Annotated in this window: 14 protein-coding genes; 10 read left to right on the top strand and 4 right to left on the bottom strand. The window is 63.3% G+C overall.

The genetic code is table 11. From position 1 onward, the window contains the following. Positions 1-86 precede the first annotated feature (86 nt). Positions 87-749 (bottom strand): ribosome biogenesis GTP-binding protein YihA/YsxC, encoded by a 663-nt coding sequence (gene yihA / locus KFO72_RS18005; RefSeq protein WP_225032705.1) that lies wholly within the window; start codon positions 747-749, stop codon positions 87-89. A gap of 267 nt (positions 750-1,016) precedes the next feature. Here yihA and KFO72_RS18000 point away from each other — a divergent pair, with 267 nt between their 5' ends. The 5 genes from KFO72_RS18000 to msrQ all read left to right on the top strand — a co-directional run bounded on the left by KFO72_RS18000 (position 1,017) and on the right by msrQ (position 7,178). Beyond that, entirely contained in the window at positions 1,017-1,670 is a 654-nt protein-coding gene (locus KFO72_RS18000; RefSeq protein WP_225032704.1) for a c-type cytochrome, read from the top strand. Positions 1,671-1,799: 129 nt separating this feature from the next. After that, positions 1,800-4,034 (top strand): cytochrome c biogenesis protein ResB, encoded by a 2,235-nt coding sequence (locus KFO72_RS17995; protein WP_225032703.1) that lies wholly within the window; start codon positions 1,800-1,802, stop codon positions 4,032-4,034. 4 nt (positions 4,035-4,038) lie between these two features. Then, positions 4,039-5,256, top strand: coding sequence for a c-type cytochrome biogenesis protein CcsB (gene ccsB / locus KFO72_RS17990; RefSeq protein ID WP_225032702.1), 1,218 nt, complete (start codon positions 4,039-4,041; stop codon positions 5,254-5,256). Between the two features lie 195 nt (positions 5,257-5,451). Then, on the top strand, positions 5,452-6,444 hold the full coding sequence (msrP, locus tag KFO72_RS17985; RefSeq protein WP_054929155.1) for a protein-methionine-sulfoxide reductase catalytic subunit MsrP: 993 nt from the start codon (positions 5,452-5,454) through the stop codon (positions 6,442-6,444). Beyond that, complete coding sequence (gene msrQ / locus KFO72_RS17980; RefSeq protein ID WP_054929154.1) at positions 6,444-7,178, top strand: protein-methionine-sulfoxide reductase heme-binding subunit MsrQ; 735 nt, start codon at positions 6,444-6,446, stop codon at positions 7,176-7,178. The genes msrP and msrQ overlap by 1 nt, the downstream gene beginning before the upstream one ends. Before the next feature lie 93 nt (positions 7,179-7,271). Here msrQ and lysA read toward each other — a convergent pair whose 3' ends face one another. Both lysA and lptM read right to left on the bottom strand, forming a co-directional pair. Next, the gene (lysA, locus tag KFO72_RS17975; RefSeq protein WP_060599594.1) at positions 7,272-8,534 is read right to left on the bottom strand and encodes a diaminopimelate decarboxylase; all 1,263 of its coding nucleotides are present in this window, start codon (positions 8,532-8,534) and stop codon (positions 7,272-7,274) included. Positions 8,535-8,543: 9 nt separating this feature from the next. Then, positions 8,544-8,861, bottom strand: a complete 318-nt coding sequence (gene lptM, locus KFO72_RS17970; RefSeq protein WP_225032701.1) for an LPS translocon maturation chaperone LptM — start codon at positions 8,859-8,861, stop codon at positions 8,544-8,546. Positions 8,862-8,896: 35 nt separating this feature from the next. Here lptM and cyaY point away from each other — a divergent pair, with 35 nt between their 5' ends. Beyond that, the gene (gene cyaY / locus KFO72_RS17965; RefSeq protein ID WP_054929151.1) at positions 8,897-9,214 is read left to right on the top strand and encodes an iron donor protein CyaY; all 318 of its coding nucleotides are present in this window, start codon (positions 8,897-8,899) and stop codon (positions 9,212-9,214) included. Between the two features lie 102 nt (positions 9,215-9,316). Here cyaY and KFO72_RS17960 read toward each other — a convergent pair whose 3' ends face one another. Further along, complete coding sequence (locus tag KFO72_RS17960; RefSeq protein WP_225032700.1) at positions 9,317-11,710, bottom strand: penicillin-binding protein 1A; 2,394 nt, start codon at positions 11,708-11,710, stop codon at positions 9,317-9,319. Positions 11,711-11,965: 255 nt separating this feature from the next. On the opposite strand from KFO72_RS17960, the gene pilM reads away from it, so the two are divergent. The 4 genes from pilM to pilQ are packed head-to-tail and all read left to right on the top strand — an operon-like array spanning position 11,966 to position 16,024. Next, positions 11,966-12,925, top strand: coding sequence for a type IV pilus biogenesis protein PilM (gene pilM / locus KFO72_RS17955; protein ID WP_225032699.1), 960 nt, complete (start codon positions 11,966-11,968; stop codon positions 12,923-12,925). Further along, positions 12,922-13,533 carry a hypothetical protein gene (locus KFO72_RS17950; protein WP_054929148.1) on the top strand — a complete coding sequence of 204 codons (612 nt, stop codon included), beginning with the start codon at positions 12,922-12,924 and terminating at the stop codon, positions 13,531-13,533. Before pilM ends, KFO72_RS17950 begins: the two co-directional genes overlap by 4 nt. Then, complete coding sequence (locus tag KFO72_RS17945) at positions 13,530-14,444, top strand: hypothetical protein (protein WP_107201955.1); 915 nt, start codon at positions 13,530-13,532, stop codon at positions 14,442-14,444. Before KFO72_RS17950 ends, KFO72_RS17945 begins: the two co-directional genes overlap by 4 nt. Next, entirely contained in the window at positions 14,441-16,024 is a 1,584-nt protein-coding gene (pilQ, locus tag KFO72_RS17940) for a type IV pilus secretin PilQ (RefSeq protein WP_225032698.1), read from the top strand. Before KFO72_RS17945 ends, pilQ begins: the two co-directional genes overlap by 4 nt. Positions 16,025-16,096: the final 72 nt, after the last annotated feature.

Genomic DNA, 16,096 nt, shown 5'->3' with positions numbered 1-16,096 from the left:
GCCGTTATCTAGCGGCGGGTTTTTTTCTGGGCGAACGAAAAGCGCTGCCCGCGTTTCGCGGCGGGCCTTTGCGCGTTATCTGGACTTTATTCAGCCGCGGCAGGTTCGTCGGAATCGCCCGCCGTGCCGGGCGCGATCCAGCTTTCGATCAGTTCGTGCGCTTCGTCGAGGCCGACCCGCTTGAGCGCGGAGAATAGCTGGGCCGACAGTTCGCCCTGATAGCCCGCCGCACGGTATTCTTCCAGCCCTTTCTTCGTCGCCCGCAGCGCATTGATGCTCTCCTGACGAGTCAATTTGTCGCACTTGGTGAGCAATGTGTGAATCGGCTTGCCCGTCGGCGCGAACCACTCGATCATCCGTCGATCCAGCTCCGTAAGCGGCCGGCGCGAATCCATCATCAGGATCATGCCGCGCAGCTGCGATCGCGTTTGCAGATAGCTCGACAGCAACTGCTCCCAATGAGCCTTCGCCGCGCCGGGCACCTCGGCATAGCCGTAGCCGGGCAGATCGACGAGATTCGCGACAGGCTCGTCCGCCGGTCCCACCGAAAAATAGTTGATGTGCTGCGTGCGTCCCGGCGTCTTACTGGCAAACGCGAGCCGCTTCTGGTTGCAGAGGATGTTGATGGCCGTCGACTTTCCCGCATTCGACCGCCCCGCGAAAGCGACCTCGGGTTGCGGCGTAGGCGGCAAATCGCGCAAATGGTTGACGGTCGTGAAGAAGCGCGCTTGGTGGAGCAGAAAAGACATGGAGAAGACCAGATGGAGGGGTGAATGGACGTCGAGCGGACGTCCTGCGCACATCGGCGGACGTGATGAATTGCCCTGCAAGGGCGATGCAGCCCCGCCGTAAAGGCCGGAGAGGCCCGACTGGCGCCAGATCGATTAGCGAGTTATTGTACAATACGATGGTTTACTGAAAACCTGAGAGGCCGCCGCGCGGGCCTCGGCGGCTGATCGGTCGCTGTCGTATTTTGCAAAACCTCTAATTCCCACAAGACGAAACAGGGTGTGCGAATGAATCGACTGGGCAAGTTTCTGGTGGTACTTCACACAGCAGCAGGTCTTTCAGGTTTGGCGGTACAGGCAAGAGCAGCAGATCAGGCAAAGCCGGATTTGAATCGGGGACAGGCAATCGCAGCGCAGGTGTGCGCCTCATGTCACGGTGCGGATGGCAACAGTGCGGGTGGCGCGTATCCGAAGCTTGCCGGCCAACATCCCGAGTATCTCGTCAAGCAGCTCAAGGATTTCAAAACCCAGCCAGGTGCGAAGCAGGCCGCGCGCAACAATGCGATTATGGCGGGTATGGCCGCGGCGCTGACCGATCAGGACATGGTCAACGTGTCGGCATATTTCGCGTCGCAGGCACCGAAGCCCGGTTACGCGCACAACAAGGACACCGTGCCCCTCGGGCAGAAGATTTATCGCGCAGGACTCGCCGACAAGGGCGTCCCGGCGTGCGCAAGCTGTCACGGGCCGACGGGACAGGGCATTCCGTCACAGTATCCGCGCCTGTCGGGACAATGGGCGGATTACACCGTGGCACAGTTGACGGCATTCACGCAGGGCCCGGGCGCGCGTAACAATAACGAAGCAATGCACGCCGTCGCATCGCGTTTGTCGGATAGCGAGATCAAGGCGGTGGCCGATTACATCGCGGGCTTGCATTAAGAGCCCGTACGAAAGCGAAGCCGGCCTAAGGCGAGTCGTAAGATGGCCGGCGAAAAAACAAGAAAAGGGTGAGGGAATCGCACGCAGCGATATCCCTGCACCCTTTTTTGCTGTTCAGTCGGAGTTTGAATGAGCGTCACCACGTCGGGTTTGGAGTTGAAGTCGCGGCAGCGCTTCCTGCGCACGTCGGTCGAATTGCTGAGTTCGATGCGCTTTGCGATCGCGTTGCTCGTGATCCTGTCGATTGCGAGCATCATCGGCACGGTGCTCACGCAGGACGATCCGTATCCGAACTACGTCAACCAGTTCGGGCCGTTCTGGGCTGACATCTTCCGCTCGCTGAGCTTGTACAACGTGTACAGCGCGTGGTGGTTCATGCTGATCCTCGGCTTTCTGGTCGTGTCGGTCTCGCTGTGCGTGATCCGCAACGCGCCGAAGATGATCGCCGACACGAAAAGCTGGAAGGACAAGGTCCGCGAAGGCAGCCTGCGCGCGTTCCACCACAAGGGCGAGTTCGCGGTGCCGAACGCGACGCGCGCGCAAGCCGTGGCCACGCTCGGCAAGCTGTCGGCGAAGCTCGGCTACAAGTACGTGACGCGCGAATCGGAAGGCGCCACGCTGATCGCCGCAAAGCGCGGCGCGCTGACCAAGCTCGGCTACATCTCCGCGCACATCGCGATCGTGATCATTTGCATCGGCGGTTTGCTCGACAGCAATCTGCCCATCAAGCTGCAGATGTGGCTGTTCGACAAGACGCCGATCCGCGGCAACACCGTCATCAACGAGATCCCGCCCGAGCATCGCCTGTCGCAAGGCAATCCGACCTTCCGCGGCTACGCGTGGGTGCCGGAAGGCCAGCATGTATCGACGGCGATCCTGAACCAGCAGGACGGCTCGCTGATCCAGGATTTGCCGTTTTCGATCGAACTCAACAAGTTCATCGTCGATTACTACTCGACGGGCATGCCGAAGCTCTTTGCCAGCGACATCGTCGTGATCGACCACAAGACGGGCGCGCGGGTGCCGGCACGCGTCGAGGTGAACAAGCCGTTCGAATACGACGGCGTGTCGATCTATCAGTCGAGCTTCCAGGACGGCGGCTCGCAGATGCAGACGACGGCGTGGCCGATGACGGGCAGCAGCGTCAAGAGCGAGCCGTTCAGCGGCGAGATCGGCGGCTCGAAGGTATTGAGCGCGTCGATGCCCGGCGCGGACGGCCAGACGGTCGAATTTGCCGATTTCCGCGCAATCAATGTCGAGAACATCTCGAACGGCAACGGCCAGAACGATGCGCGCGGCGTCGCCGCGCATCAGTCGCTGAAGGAAGCCTTCGACGAGCGCCTCGGCTCGGGCGCCAAGACGTCGAAGCCGGTCGATCTGCGTAACGTCGGCCCGTCGGTGCAATACAAGGTGCGCGACAAGGACGGTCAGGCGCGCGAGTACAACAACTACATGCTGCCCGTCGATGTAAGCGGCGAGCGGGTGTTTCTCGCGGGCATGCGCGCCAATCCTGACGATGCCTTCCGCTATCTGCGCATCCCCGCCGACGCGGGCGGCACGGTCAACGAATGGATGCGCATGCGCGCGGCGCTCGAGGACCCCGCCATCCGTGCACAGGCGGCACGCGATTTCGCGCAACGCTCGGTGCAGTCGAACGCGGAACTGCAGCAGCATCTGGAGGAAAGCGCATCGCGCGTGCTGACGCTGTTCGCCGGTGACGATCCGAGCCTGGGCAAGGCCGCCAACGGTCAGAAGGTTGGCGGCTTCCAGGCAGTCGCCGCCTTCATCGACCGTTCTGTCCCCAAGGCTGAGCAAGAGAAGGCGGCAGGACTCTTGCTTCGCATGCTCGAAGGCTCGATGTGGGATGTGTGGCAACTCGCGCGCAAGCAGGCGGGAGAAGGCCCGGCGACAGCCGATCCGACCACGAGCCGCTTTGTCCAAAGCTCGATCAACGCGATTTCGGACAGCTTTCTGTACGGTTCGCCTGTCTATTTGCAGCTTGACTCCTTCAAGCAGGTGCAAGCTTCGGTATTTCAGTTGACGCGCGCGCCGGGCAAAAAAGTCGTGTATCTTGGCAGCCTGCTCCTTGTGTTGGGCATCTTTTCGATGTTCTATGTTCGTGAGCGGCGGCTGTGGTTTTGGCTCAAGGACGCGGATCGCAGCGGAAATGGCGTGAACGTCGTGATGGCGATGTCGACGGCGCGCAAGACATTCGATTTCGAGAAGGAGTTCGTCCAAACCCGCGAAGCCGTCGGCGTCGCGCTGGGCGGCAGGCCTGTCGATGCCGATCCCGCCTACGAGGCGAAGGGCGCCGCGCGTGCAGCGAGCGAAGCGTCCGAAGATTCATCCGATTCGACCCGGTAAGATCATGGACCTGACTCAAGTTTCCTCATCCTCGCGCGCCAAGCCGCGTGCCGATACGGCGGCTCACTCGACCCCGCATCTGACGGGCGAAGCGCTGCTGGACGATCGTCCATTCCTGAAGCGCCTCGGTCCGTTCGACTGGCTGTTCGCGCTCGCGCTGGTTGCGGGCGCCGGGTTTGCGCTGTCGCGCTACCACGACTACATGAATTACTACGACAAGCTGGTGCTGGTGTGCACGGTGCCTGCTTTCGTCGCGTTAGGCTGGCGCTGGAAGCCCGCCCGTCTGCTGATGGCGTGTATCGCGGTGCTGTCGCTGTCGGCCATCCAGATTTACGGCGGCGATCTTGCCCGCGCCGATCACGCGTTCTTCCTCAAGTATTTCCTGTCGAGCCAGTCGGCCATCCTGTGGATGAGCGCACTGATCGTGCTGGCCACGCTGTTCTACTGGATCGGCACGTTGTCGCGTTCGCCGACGGGCGCCGCGATCGGCTCGAAGATGACGTGGGTGGCGGTGCTGATGGGCTTCGTCGGCCTCATGGTGCGCTGGTACGAGTCGTATCTGATCGGCTCGGATGTCGGCCATATTCCAATCTCGAACCTGTACGAAGTGTTCGTGCTGTTCAGCCTGATTACGGCGTTGTTCTACCTGTACTACGAGCAGCATTACAACACCCGCTCGCTTGGCGCCTTTGTGCTGCTGGTGATCAGCGCGGCCGTCGGCTTCCTGATGTGGTACTCGATCGCGCGCGACGCCCAGCAGATCCAGCCGCTCGTGCCCGCGCTGCAAAGCTGGTGGATGAAGATTCACGTGCCGGCAAACTTCATCGGCTACGGCAGCTTCGCGCTGTCGGCGATGGTTGGCGTCGCGTATCTGATGAAAGAACGCGGCGTGCTGGCCGACCGTCTGCCGACGCTCGACGTGCTCGACGACGTGATGTACAAGTCGATCGCCGTCGGCTTCGCGTTCTTCACGATTGCGACGATTCTCGGCGCGCTGTGGGCGGCCGAAGCATGGGGCGGCTACTGGAGCTGGGACCCGAAGGAAACGTGGGCGCTAATCGTCTGGCTGAACTACGCGGCGTGGCTGCACATGCGTCTGATGAAAGGTCTGCGCGGCGCGGTCGCTGCATGGTGGGCGCTGACGGGCCTGCTGGTGACGACTTTCGCGTTCCTCGGCGTCAATATGTTCCTGTCGGGGCTGCACAGCTACGGCAAGCTGTAAGTTTCAGTTTCTCCGGGCCGGAACGACCAGAAACCGCCGCGTGCGCCGCACCGGCGGTTTTTTTATGCCGGTATGGAAGAATCGCCCGCCGCGTGTGTTAACAGAACGAAGAACCGGTAACGTAGAACGGTGACTCGCCTGCGCGAGTCGAACGAATATCGATCGGGCGAAGGCGCCCGGCAAGGAGTTTTCAGCATGTGGATCAAGCGAAGCGACCGAGGCCAGCTGTATGGCGACGACATCGCGCGCAGCGAAATTACGCCGCAGCGCGTGTTCGAAAATCGCCGGCGCATCCTGCAGGCAGCGGGCGCAGTCGCGCTCGGCGGCCTGATCGGCGTGCACGGCGAGGCGTACGCGGAATATTCGTCGCCCGATCCGAAAGCGCTGAAGCTCGGCGCGAAGGCCAACCCGAAATTCGTCGTCGCCGACAAGGTCACGTCTTACAAAGACATCACCACGTACAACAACTTCTACGAGTTCGGCACCGACAAAAGCGACCCCGCGCACAACGCCGGGACGTTGCGGCCGCGTCCGTGGAAGGTGAGCGTCGAAGGCGAGGTGAAGAACGCGAAGGTCTACGACATCGACGAATTGCTGAAGCTCGCGCCGCTCGAGGAGCGCGTGTACCGGCTGCGTTGCGTGGAAGGCTGGTCGATGGTGATTCCGTGGATCGGCATTCCGCTGTCGGAACTCATCAAGCGCGCGCAGCCCACGGCGAACGCGAAATACGTGCAGTTCATCACGCTTGCCGATCCGTCGCAGATGCCCGGACTGTCGGAGCCGATTCTCGAATGGCCCTATTCGGAAGGTCTGCGCATGGACGAAGCAATGAATCCGCTGACGCTGCTGACGATGGGCGTCTACGGCCAGGTGCTGCCGAATCAGAACGGCGCGCCCGTGCGCATCATCGTGCCGTGGAAGTACGGCTTCAAGAGCGCGAAGTCGCTGGTGAAAATCCGCTTCGTCGAAAAGCAGCCGCCGACCAGTTGGAACACCTACGCGCCGAGCGAGTACGGTTTCTATTCGAACGTGAACCCGAACGTCGACCATCCGCGCTGGAGCCAGGCGACTGAACGGCGCATCGGTGACGGCATCTTCACGCCCAAGCGGAACACGCTGATGTACAACGGCTACGGCGATCTGGTCGCGTCGATGTATCAGGGCATGGACCTGAAGAAGAACTTTTGATGGCGGCGCGCATGGCAACCGACACGACCCGAACCGCGACCGCAACGAGCAGCGCCGCAAGCGCCAAAACCGCCTCGAACACCGTGCGTTCGACGCGACAAGCCGGCACTGCGAGCGCCAACGCCAGCCGCTGGGTCGGCCCGGCGAAGATCGCGGTATTCGTCGCGGCGTTGTACCCGCTTGCGCGCATTGTGTTGTTCGGCTTCACGGGCGGACTGGGCGCAAACCCCATCGAGTTCATCACGCGCTCGACGGGTTTGTGGACGCTGGTGTTCATCTGCATCACGCTCGCGGTGACGCCGCTACGCAAGTTGACCGGCTGGAACGCGTTGCTGCGCTTTCGCCGGATGCTCGGCCTCTACGCGTTCTTCTACGCCGCGCTGCATTTCACGACCTACTTCTGGTTCGACAAGTGGTTCGACATCGCCGCGATCGTGAAGGACATCGGCAAGCGGCCGTTCATCACAGTCGGCTTTGCGGCGTTCGTTCTGCTGGTGCCGCTTGCCGTCACGTCGCCGAAAGCCATGGTGCGCAAGCTCGGCCGACGCTGGCAGACGCTGCACCGCGCCATCTATCCGATCGCCGCGCTCGCGATCCTGCATTTCTGGTGGATGAAGGCGGGCAAGCACGATCTGATCTTGCCGAAGATCTACGGGGCGATCGTGATTGCGTTGCTGGGCTGGCGCGTGCTGGTTTGGGCGCGCGACAGAATCAGGCAGCGCGCAAAAATCTGACGAGCCCGAATCGACAGGCGAAAAAAAGGCGATGCGTGGTGAGCGCATCGCCTTTTTGCTTTGAGCGTTCGAAACGCACGCTGTCTATCAGCGTTATTCCGGCAGAACCGTCTCGCCCGCGAACAGGTCTTTCACTTCTTCGCGTTTGCGCACGACGTACGCCTTGTCGCCGTCGACCATCACTTCGGCTGCGCGCACACGCGTGTTGTAGTTCGAGCTCATCGCGAAACCGTAGGCGCCCGCGGAGCGGATCGCGAGCAGATCGCCGGGCTCGACGGCGAGTTTGCGTTCGCGTCCGAGCCAGTCTCCGCTTTCGCACACGGGACCGACGACGTCATAAACATGCTTGTCGCCTGCGCGCTGCAGGACGGGTTCGATTGCGTGATAAGCCTCGTACATCGCGGGGCGCGCAAGGTCGTTCATCGCCGCGTCGACGATCGCAAAATTCTTCTCGACGCCCGGCTTCAGAAACTCGACGCGCGTGAGCAGCATGCCCGCATTGCCGACGAGCGAGCGGCCCGGCTCGAAATACACTTCGCGGTGGCCATGCCCGCGCGCTTCGATCCGGTCGAGCAAGGTGCGCACGAAATCGCCGATATCCGGCGGCGTTTCGTCGTCGTAGGTGATACCGAGGCCGCCGCCGACATCGATATGCTTGATCTTCACGCCGTCTGCCTCGATCTGTTCGACGAGTTCCAGCAGTTTGTCCACGGCGTCGAGATACGGCGCGACTTCCGTGATCTGCGAACCGATATGACAGTCGATGCCGACCACGTCGAGGTGCTTCATTGCGGCGGCGGCGCGATACGTGGCGCGCGCTTCGTCGAACGCAACGCCGAACTTGTTCGACTTGAGGCCCGTCGAAATGTACGGATGCGTCTTCGCGTCGACATCAGGATTCACGCGCAGCGACACGGGCGCCTTCTTGCCCATTTCACCCGCTACGGCATTGAGGCGGTCGAGTTCGGGAATCGATTCGACGTTGAAGCATTTCACGCCCGCCGCAAGCCCTTCGCGCATTTCCGCGACGCTCTTGCCGACGCCCGAGAACACGGTGTTTTCCGCTTTGCCGCCCGCAGCGAGCACGCGCGCCAGCTCGCCGCCCGACACGATGTCGAAGCCCGCGCCCATGCGCGCGAACAGGTTGAGCACGGCGAGGTTGCTGTTCGCCTTCACGGCGACGTGCACGGTAGCGCGCCGGCCGGCGCATGCGTCCGCGTAGGCGTGCCATGCGTTGCTGAGCGCGGCGCGCGAGTAGACATACAGCGGCGTGCCGAACTGCTCGGCAAGCGATGCGGCGGACACGCCTTCAGCGTGCAGCACGCCGTCGACGTAGGCAAAAGCGGATTGAGTCATACGGCAGTCTTATTGAGCTTCGGACGCGCCGGACGCCGGTTGGGCGGGCGCGTTCGACGTCGGCGCAGTGCGCAGTTCGGAATCGGGCGACAGGGACAATGGCGTGCCCGACGTATCCGGCACGGAATCCTGAGCGGATTCGGCGCCGGGTTTCACTTCGTTGGGCGAGCGCAACTGGGTCTGTTCGTTCGGTTTGGCCGGAAGAGGCGGAACGGTAGGCATATACAGCGAACCGCGTTGTCCGCAACCGCTGAGCGCTACACCTGCGACAATAGCCAGAGTCGCTAGAATCGTGGCCGTGGCGCTCGTCCGGAAAACGACTCGCATGACTGTCCCTGAATAATTAATCGCTGGAGTTTAGCATGTCCGACAGTGAATACCTGACCCGCGCCGAGGCTGTGCTGGCAGCCATCGAACGCTCGCTCGACGATACGGACGCCGACGTCGAATTCGAGCGCAGCGGCAACGTGCTGACGCTCGAATTCGAGAACGGCACGAAGATCATCGTGAATCTTCAGCCGCCGATGCAGGAGATCTGGATCGCCGCGAAGTCGGGCGGATACCACTTCCGTTTTGTCGACGGTGCGTGGCGCGATACGCGCAATGGCACCGAGTTCTACGCGGCGCTTTCCGACTACGCGACGCAGCAGGCAGGCGAAGACGTCCATATCGCGCCCTGAGCGTCTCGAGCCGGCGCGTCTGATGCCGATGCGCGTTTGCCGAAATGAAAAAGCCGCCGCGTTCGACACGCGGCGGCTTTGTTTCTGCGCGGCAACCGGGACTCAGTGGCCTTTGAACAGGTTCATGATGTCTTCTTTTTCCTGCGCGCCGACCGCGGCAGGCGCAGCGCTCGCTGCATCGCTGGCTCCCGGCGGCGGCAGCGTCACCCCGACCGTCGACACAAAGCCGTTGCCGGGCGTGAAGTCGTCGAAGTACAGCTCGTCGCCGATCGACACGACGTCTTCCGGCATCGGCATCTTGTACTCGGGCACGCCCTTGAGCGCGCGTCCCATGTAGTCGATCCACACGGGCAGTGCGAGCCCGCCGCCCGTTTCCTTGTCGCCGAGACTGCGCGGGCTGTCGTAGCCCATCCACGCAATCGCGCAAAGCGTGTGCTGATAGCCGGCGAACCACGCGTCGCGAGAATCGTTGGTAGTGCCCGTCTTGCCTGCGAGGTCCGTGCGCTTCAGAACGTTCGACTTCGCCCCCGTGCCGCGCTGCGCCACGCTCGTCAGCAGGCTGTTCATCACGTACGCATTGCGTGCTTCGATTGCGTGCGGCGCGTTGCTGCCGGCGACGAGCGGGTCAGCATGCGCGACGACCATGCCGCGCTGATCGGTGACTTCGGCGATCAGATACGGATTCACGCGAAAGCCGCCGTTGGCGAACACCGAGTAGCCAGCCGCCATCTGCAGCGGCGTGACGAGGCCCGCGCCCAGTGCCATCGGCAGATAGGCGGGGTGACGTTCAGCATCGAAACCGAAGCGCGTGATGTACTGCTGTGCGTACTTCGTGCCGATGTGGTTGAGGATGCGGATCGACACGAGGTTCTTCGACTTCTGCAGCGCAGTGCGCATCGACATCGGGCCGTCGAAGCCGCCGCCGTAGTTCTTCGGCTCCCACGCCTGGCCGCCTGTTTCAGCTGCGCTGAAAAAGAGCGGCGCGTCGTTGATGACGGTTGCCGGTCCCAAACCCTTTTCTAGCGACGCCGAATAGATGAACGGCTTGAAGCTCGAACCCGGCTGACGCCACGCCTGCGTCACGTGATTGAACTTGTTCTTGTTGAAGTCGAAGCCGCCGACGAGCGCGCGGATCGCGCCATCCTGCGGCACGACGGAGACGAACGCGCCTTCGATCTGCGGCAATTGTGTGATCGACCAGTTGCCGTCGTCGTTCTTCACGATACGGATGATCGCGCCCGGCCGCACGCGCTGGTTCGGCTGAGCGCGCGTGCTCAGTGCGAATGTCGCGTAGCGCAGCCCGTCGCCCTGGATCGTCACGGCGTTGCCGTCGATCAGCGTCGCCTGAACCTGCTTCGGACTTGCCGACGTGACGACGGCCGCGATGATTTCGCCGTTGTCGGGATGCTCGAGCAGCGCGTCGTCGATGGCCTGCTCGCGTGCGTCCGCGTCGGCGGGCAGGTCGATGAATGCTTCCGGACCGCGATAGCCGTGACGCCGTTCATAGTCCATCAAGCCCTTGCGCAACGCACGGTATGCGGCGTCCTGATCGGCGGAATCGATGGTCGTCACGACGTTCAGGCCGCGCGTGTACGCCTCTTCGCGGTACTGCGCATACATCATCTGCCGCACCATTTCCGCGACGTACTCCGCGTGCACGCTGAACTCCTTGCCAGCGCCCTTGACGATGAGCGGCTGACGGCTCGCCGTGTCGTACTGGTCCTGCGTGATATAGCCGAGTTCCAGCATGCGCTGAAGGATGTATTCCTGACGCACTTTCGCGCGCTTCGGATTCACCACCGGGTTATACGCGGACGGCGCTTTGGGCAGACCGGCGAGCATCGCGCATTCGGCCAGCGACAGGTCTTTCAGGTCCTTGCCAAAGTACACCCGCGCCGCGCTCGCGAAGCCGTACGCACGCTGGCCGAGATAGATCTGATTCATGTACACCTCGAGAATCTGATCTTTGCTCAGCTTCGATTCGATCTTATACGCGAGCAGCATCTCGTAGATCTTGCGCGTGTACGTCTTCTCGCTGGACAGGAAGAAGTTGCGCGCAACCTGCATCGTGATCGTGCTCGCGCCTTGCGTTGCGTGGCCGTTCGTGAGCGCGACCACGCCGGCGCGCGCGATACCCATCAGATCGACGCCGCCGTGGTCGTAGAAACGCGCGTCTTCGATGGCGAGCACGGCCTTCTTCAGATTGTCCGGCACCTCGCGCATGTGCACGATGTCGCGGCGTTCTTCGCCGAATTCGCCGATCAGCACGTGATCTGCCGTGTAGATGCGCAGCGGCACCTTCGGGCGATAGTCCGTCAACGCGTCGAGCGAAGGCAGATTGGGCGTGGCGACGACCAGCGCGTAACCCAGCACGAGCAAAACGCAGAGGATTCCGGCGAAGATCAGCCCGACGAAGCCAAGGATGATCTTCAGCCACAGCGGACGCTTGCGCTTCTGCGGGGGTGGAGGCGGAGACGTAGGAGTCGTGGATTGCATATGAACACCAGAAAACGGTCCCGCGATTATAGCCGCCCGACCCGCCAGCTTTCGGCGTGCTTACGGCCGACGCGGTCCGCACGGCTATGAGAACACTGTAGTGCCTTTGATTGTCGCCGGATATCCGTCACCCGACCATTAGCCATTCGGCTGAATTTCGCCTGTGTGCCGCGCTGCGCAGAATGCCTTCCGTTGCCCGCGTTTCTCCGGATGCCGCGGGCCTTCAGTTTCCGTTGGTATCTGAGGGAGGATGGAATGGCGTTGAAAGACTCGTTACGAATGGCGATGCGGCGTCAGGCAGTCGGCATCGATGTCGGTGCGCAGGCGGTGAGGATCGTGGCGCTGAGCGGCAGCGCGCGAAAGGCGGGACCTGTGCGCATCGAATGCATTGCTTTGGAGCCGCTCGCGCCGGGCGCGATGGCTGGCGCGGAGATCGTGGACCGGCAAGCGGTGGCGCGCGCGGTGTCCGAGGCATTCTGTCGGGTGCCCCAGCAATGCATGTCGGCGGCACTGCGATGCGCAATGGCGATTCCGGGCTCCGCGACCTTCACGGCGCATCTCCCCATCAATCACGTGAGCGGGCCGCGTGGTTCGGGTGCGTCACTCGAGCCCACGGTGCTGATGGAAGCCGAGCGCGTCGCGGGCATCGAGCGTCACGCGCTCGCCGTCGACTGGTACGTCGACGAGTCGCCGTCGAATCCTGGCAGGGTGTCGATTGCCGCGACGGCGCGCGCGCATCTCGAAGCGCGCATCGAAAGCGCGGCCATGGCAGGCGTGACGCTGACCACGGTCGACGTCGAGCCGCATGCGGCGTTGCGCGCGCTGCGTCACGCCGCGACTTTCGAACTCGAGCTGCACGAGCCGTATGCGGCGATCTGGATCGGCAGCGATGGCGTGTACGGCTGGCGCGTCGAAGGGGAAGCGATCGCGGACGAAATCCGTTACCCGTCGCCTGAATATTCGTGCGTCGCCGACGCGTTGCGCGATCTCGCGGAAAACAACCTGAACGTGTGCGCGCTGGTGGGCGGCGAAATCGAATTGCTCGATGGCGTGTGCTTTTCACTTGCCGATGTCGGTGATGTGCTGGGCTGTTCCGTGTTGCCGTTCGACTGTTCTTCACTCAGCGACGGCAACGTGATACCCGACTCGGAACTGTTGCATGAGCCTTCGTTCGCGGTCGCCTTCGGTCTGGCATTGCGGGGCGTGACGCAATGACCTTCGCCCACGGTTTCAATCTGTTGCCGCACCGGCAGCGCGATGCGCGGCTCGCGCGCCGGCGCCGCTATGTCGAATGGACGAGTGCGACGCTGTGTGGTTGCACCGCTGTGGCATTGCTGATGGTGTGGCAGGCGTTCGAGCGGGTGCGTATCGACAGGCAGCGCGCGGCGATCGAGCAACGCCTTGCCGTGCTTGCGCCGCCGCTTGCCGAACACACGCGGCTCGTGGGCGAGGCACGCGAGGAGCGTCTGAGAAACGAGCGCGCCGCGACGCTTTCCGAACCGCTCATGCACCTGCTCGATCTGCTCGATGCGTTGGGCCGGGAGTCGTCCGAGGCTGTCGCCGTCAGGCAGTTGCGGCAACGCGGACGGGATACGGAACTGCTTGCCGCGTCTTCCGATCATGCAGCGTCGGCGGCGTGGCTGAACCGCCTCGCCGCGTTGAAAGGCGTGAAGGACTCCGACTTGAGCGACATGCGTCGGGCGACGGGCGCAACGGAGGCATCGTCGGCGTTCGAAATCAAAGCCCATCTGAAATGGGACGGGCCGCCTGAAAAAAAACGGGCGCAGGCAGAGGCGCATCAGAACACGAGAGGGAAGCAATGAACACGACTATTGCTGGCCGCATCGGCATGCCAACGACGCGCGAGCGGTTCGGCCACACGCTGGTCGAGCGCTTGCGCGTGCCACTCGAAGCATGGAGCGTGCGACGACGTTGGGCCGTCGCATTGTGCATAGCTGTGGCTGCCTTCGTGCTCGGCGCGAATGCATGGCTCGCCACGGATATGAGCGGAGTCCAGGCGAGCCGCGAAATGTTATCGGCGGCGCAGGGCAAGCTGGGCGAAGCGGAAGCGGTCGTCACGCAGTTGCCTGCATTGCGTCGGGAGGCAAGCGTCGCGCCGATGCCTTCGAACTGGACCTCGGCCGACGACATACGCGTGATCTCACAGCTTGCGGCGCGCAACGAGGTGACGCTGCTCGCAATCGAGCCGGGCGTCGTCACGGGTAGCGGACTCGACGCCATGCGTCCGCTGCATGTGACGGCTCAAGCCGACTTCGATCATGTCGTCGATTTTCTGGAAGGGCTTGCGGGTTTGCCCGTCCTCGTGGTGCCTGAAGACGTGACGCTCAAGCGTCAGGGCGAGGTCTTGTCAATCAATGCGACGCTGCATTCGTTCAGCGCGGTTCATCCAGTGCGGGATGTCACGCGTCGAACGGTGCGCGATGATCCTGACGCGTTCGATCCCGACGAAGAGATCGTGTTCTACGATCCGTTTCAACCTGCGGCGCTTGCGTCGGTCCAGGGGGACGCTTCGTCATCGATGCGGCTGGTCGGGCTTCTGGCCGACCGCCTGCGAGGTCTCGCGCTGATCGAAGCGGGCGACAACGCAGAGACGCTCGAACCGGGGCAACAGTGGGGCGAAGAGCGGGTTGCGCATGTCGATGCACGCGCCCTCACGTTTGCAAAGCGCGATGGCAGCTCGTATTCGCTGACGCTCGCGGAGGCCGTCGAATGATGCGGCTCAATGTCATGCGCTCGATGCTCGCGTGTGCTGCTTTCGTCGCCATGGCGGCGCGCGCATCGTTGCCGCCGCTTCCCGCCGACATGCCGTTCGACGAGGCGCTCACACCCGCCGGCATGCCGCCGTTGCCGCGCGTGGTGACGACGGACGTCGCCAATCCGTTCACGCCGGATGCAACCGATGAAGCGGGCGCGGCCGGGCGCGAGACGGACCCGGCGCGGGATGCGGCACAACCGCCTTCCGCCGCGCGCATCGAAACCGAACCGAAACGCCAGGACGAAGCGCGCACGGAGCCGCTGGAAGGCCCGCCCGTGCCGCTTCCGCCCGCCGCCCGTCTGAGCACGAACGCCTCGCCGTCGATTCCTGCGGACAGCCCGATTACGTTGCATTTCCAGCACGCCGAACTGGGTGCGGTGCTCGGCGCGTTCGCGAAATTCACCGGCCTGAACATCGTCGCCAGCGACAAGGCGCGCGGCGCGGTCACGCTGCATCTGGACAACGTGCCGTGGCGCGCCGCGTTCGATACGCTGCTCGACGTCAACGGCCTCGCGATGGAGCAGCGCAGCAACGTGATCTGGGTCGCGCCGCTGTCCGAACTGGCGGCGCGCGAGCGTCAGCGCTTCGAAGCGCATGCACGCGCCGCCGAGCTCGAGCCGCTCGCGAGCCGCACTTTCGAGCTGCACTACGCGCACGCCGAAGAACTGCGCAAGCTGCTGACGGCGTCGGGCAATCAGCGTGTGTTGTCCAAACGCGGCGCGGCGATGGCCGACCCGCGCACCAATCTGCTGTTCGTCACCGATCTCGATGCGCGCCTCGCGCAGATCGCGGAACTGATCGCGTCGCTCGACCGGCCGACGCGTCAGGTGCTGATCGAGGCGCGCATCGTCGAAGCGGAGAAGGGTTTTTCGCGCAACCTCGGCGTGAAACTGTCGATGCTCGCCACGAACGAAGACGGCAAGGCGATCGGTGTCGTCGGCGGCAAGGAGGGCGCGATCTACGATCTGTCGGCGCGGCCGATCTCCGGCTTCGACGCGGCCACGGCGGGTTTCACGCTGTTCGCCGCGCAGGCGACGCGGCTCGTGAACATCGAGTTGAGCGCACTCGAAGCGGAAGGGCTCGGAAGAATCGTGTCCAGTCCGCGCGTGGTGACGGCGGACCGGATGAAGGCGATCGTCGAGCAGGGCACCGAACTGCCGTATCAGGCGAAAGTCGGGCAGGGCGTGTCGGGCGTGCAGTTTCGCCGCGCCAGCCTCAAACTGGAGGTCGAGCCGCAAATCACGCCGGACGGCCGGGTCGTGCTGGATCTCGACGTCGCGAAGGACAGTGTCGGCGAGCAGACGGCGTCGGGGCCCGCCATCAACACCAAACATGTGCAGACGCGCGTCGAGATGGAGGACGGCGGAACGGTGTCGATTGGCGGAATCTACGAGTCGGACGACCGCGATGATGTGACGCGCGTGCCGCTCCTGGGCAAAATACCGCTTTTGGGCGCGCTTTTCCGGCATCGCGCCCACCGCGATCTGACCAGCGAACTCGTCGTTTTCATCACCCCGAGGGTTGTGCAGACAAATTGACGGATCGTCGGGAAAGCGCCATGGGCGCGGGCCGAAAGCATGATCGGCGGCAGCCGCTCCGGCCGTCAGGCT

It is taken from the genome of Paraburkholderia sp. XV (assembly GCF_020177535.1).
Classification (GTDB): Bacteria; Pseudomonadota; Gammaproteobacteria; order Burkholderiales; family Burkholderiaceae; genus Paraburkholderia; species Paraburkholderia caribensis.
Note: the sequence above shows the minus strand (reverse complement) of the source record. Positions and strands in the feature narration are given on the sequence as shown.

Excerpts from the sequence above, each read along its gene's own strand:
- msrQ (WP_054929154.1), top strand. The coding sequence starts at position 6,444 with ATGGCGGCGCGCATGGCAACCGACACGACCCGAACCGCGACCGCAACG.
- KFO72_RS18000 (WP_225032704.1), top strand. The coding sequence starts at position 1,017 with ATGAATCGACTGGGCAAGTTTCTGGTGGTACTTCACACAGCAGCAGGT.
- cyaY (WP_054929151.1), top strand. The coding sequence starts at position 8,897 with ATGTCCGACAGTGAATACCTGACCCGCGCCGAGGCTGTGCTGGCAGCC.
- msrP (WP_054929155.1), top strand. The coding sequence starts at position 5,452 with ATGTGGATCAAGCGAAGCGACCGAGGCCAGCTGTATGGCGACGACATC.
- ccsB (WP_225032702.1), top strand. The coding sequence starts at position 4,039 with ATGGACCTGACTCAAGTTTCCTCATCCTCGCGCGCCAAGCCGCGTGCC.
- yihA (WP_225032705.1), bottom strand. The coding sequence starts at position 749 with ATGTCTTTTCTGCTCCACCAAGCGCGCTTCTTCACGACCGTCAACCAT.
- pilM (WP_225032699.1), top strand. The coding sequence starts at position 11,966 with ATGGCGTTGAAAGACTCGTTACGAATGGCGATGCGGCGTCAGGCAGTC.
- KFO72_RS17995 (WP_225032703.1), top strand. The coding sequence starts at position 1,800 with ATGAGCGTCACCACGTCGGGTTTGGAGTTGAAGTCGCGGCAGCGCTTC.
- lysA (WP_060599594.1), bottom strand. The coding sequence starts at position 8,534 with ATGACTCAATCCGCTTTTGCCTACGTCGACGGCGTGCTGCACGCTGAA.
- pilQ (WP_225032698.1), top strand. The coding sequence starts at position 14,441 with ATGATGCGGCTCAATGTCATGCGCTCGATGCTCGCGTGTGCTGCTTTC.
- KFO72_RS17945 (WP_107201955.1), top strand. The coding sequence starts at position 13,530 with ATGAACACGACTATTGCTGGCCGCATCGGCATGCCAACGACGCGCGAG.
- KFO72_RS17950 (WP_054929148.1), top strand. The coding sequence starts at position 12,922 with ATGACCTTCGCCCACGGTTTCAATCTGTTGCCGCACCGGCAGCGCGAT.
- KFO72_RS17960 (WP_225032700.1), bottom strand. The coding sequence starts at position 11,710 with ATGCAATCCACGACTCCTACGTCTCCGCCTCCACCCCCGCAGAAGCGC.
- lptM (WP_225032701.1), bottom strand. The coding sequence starts at position 8,861 with ATGCGAGTCGTTTTCCGGACGAGCGCCACGGCCACGATTCTAGCGACT.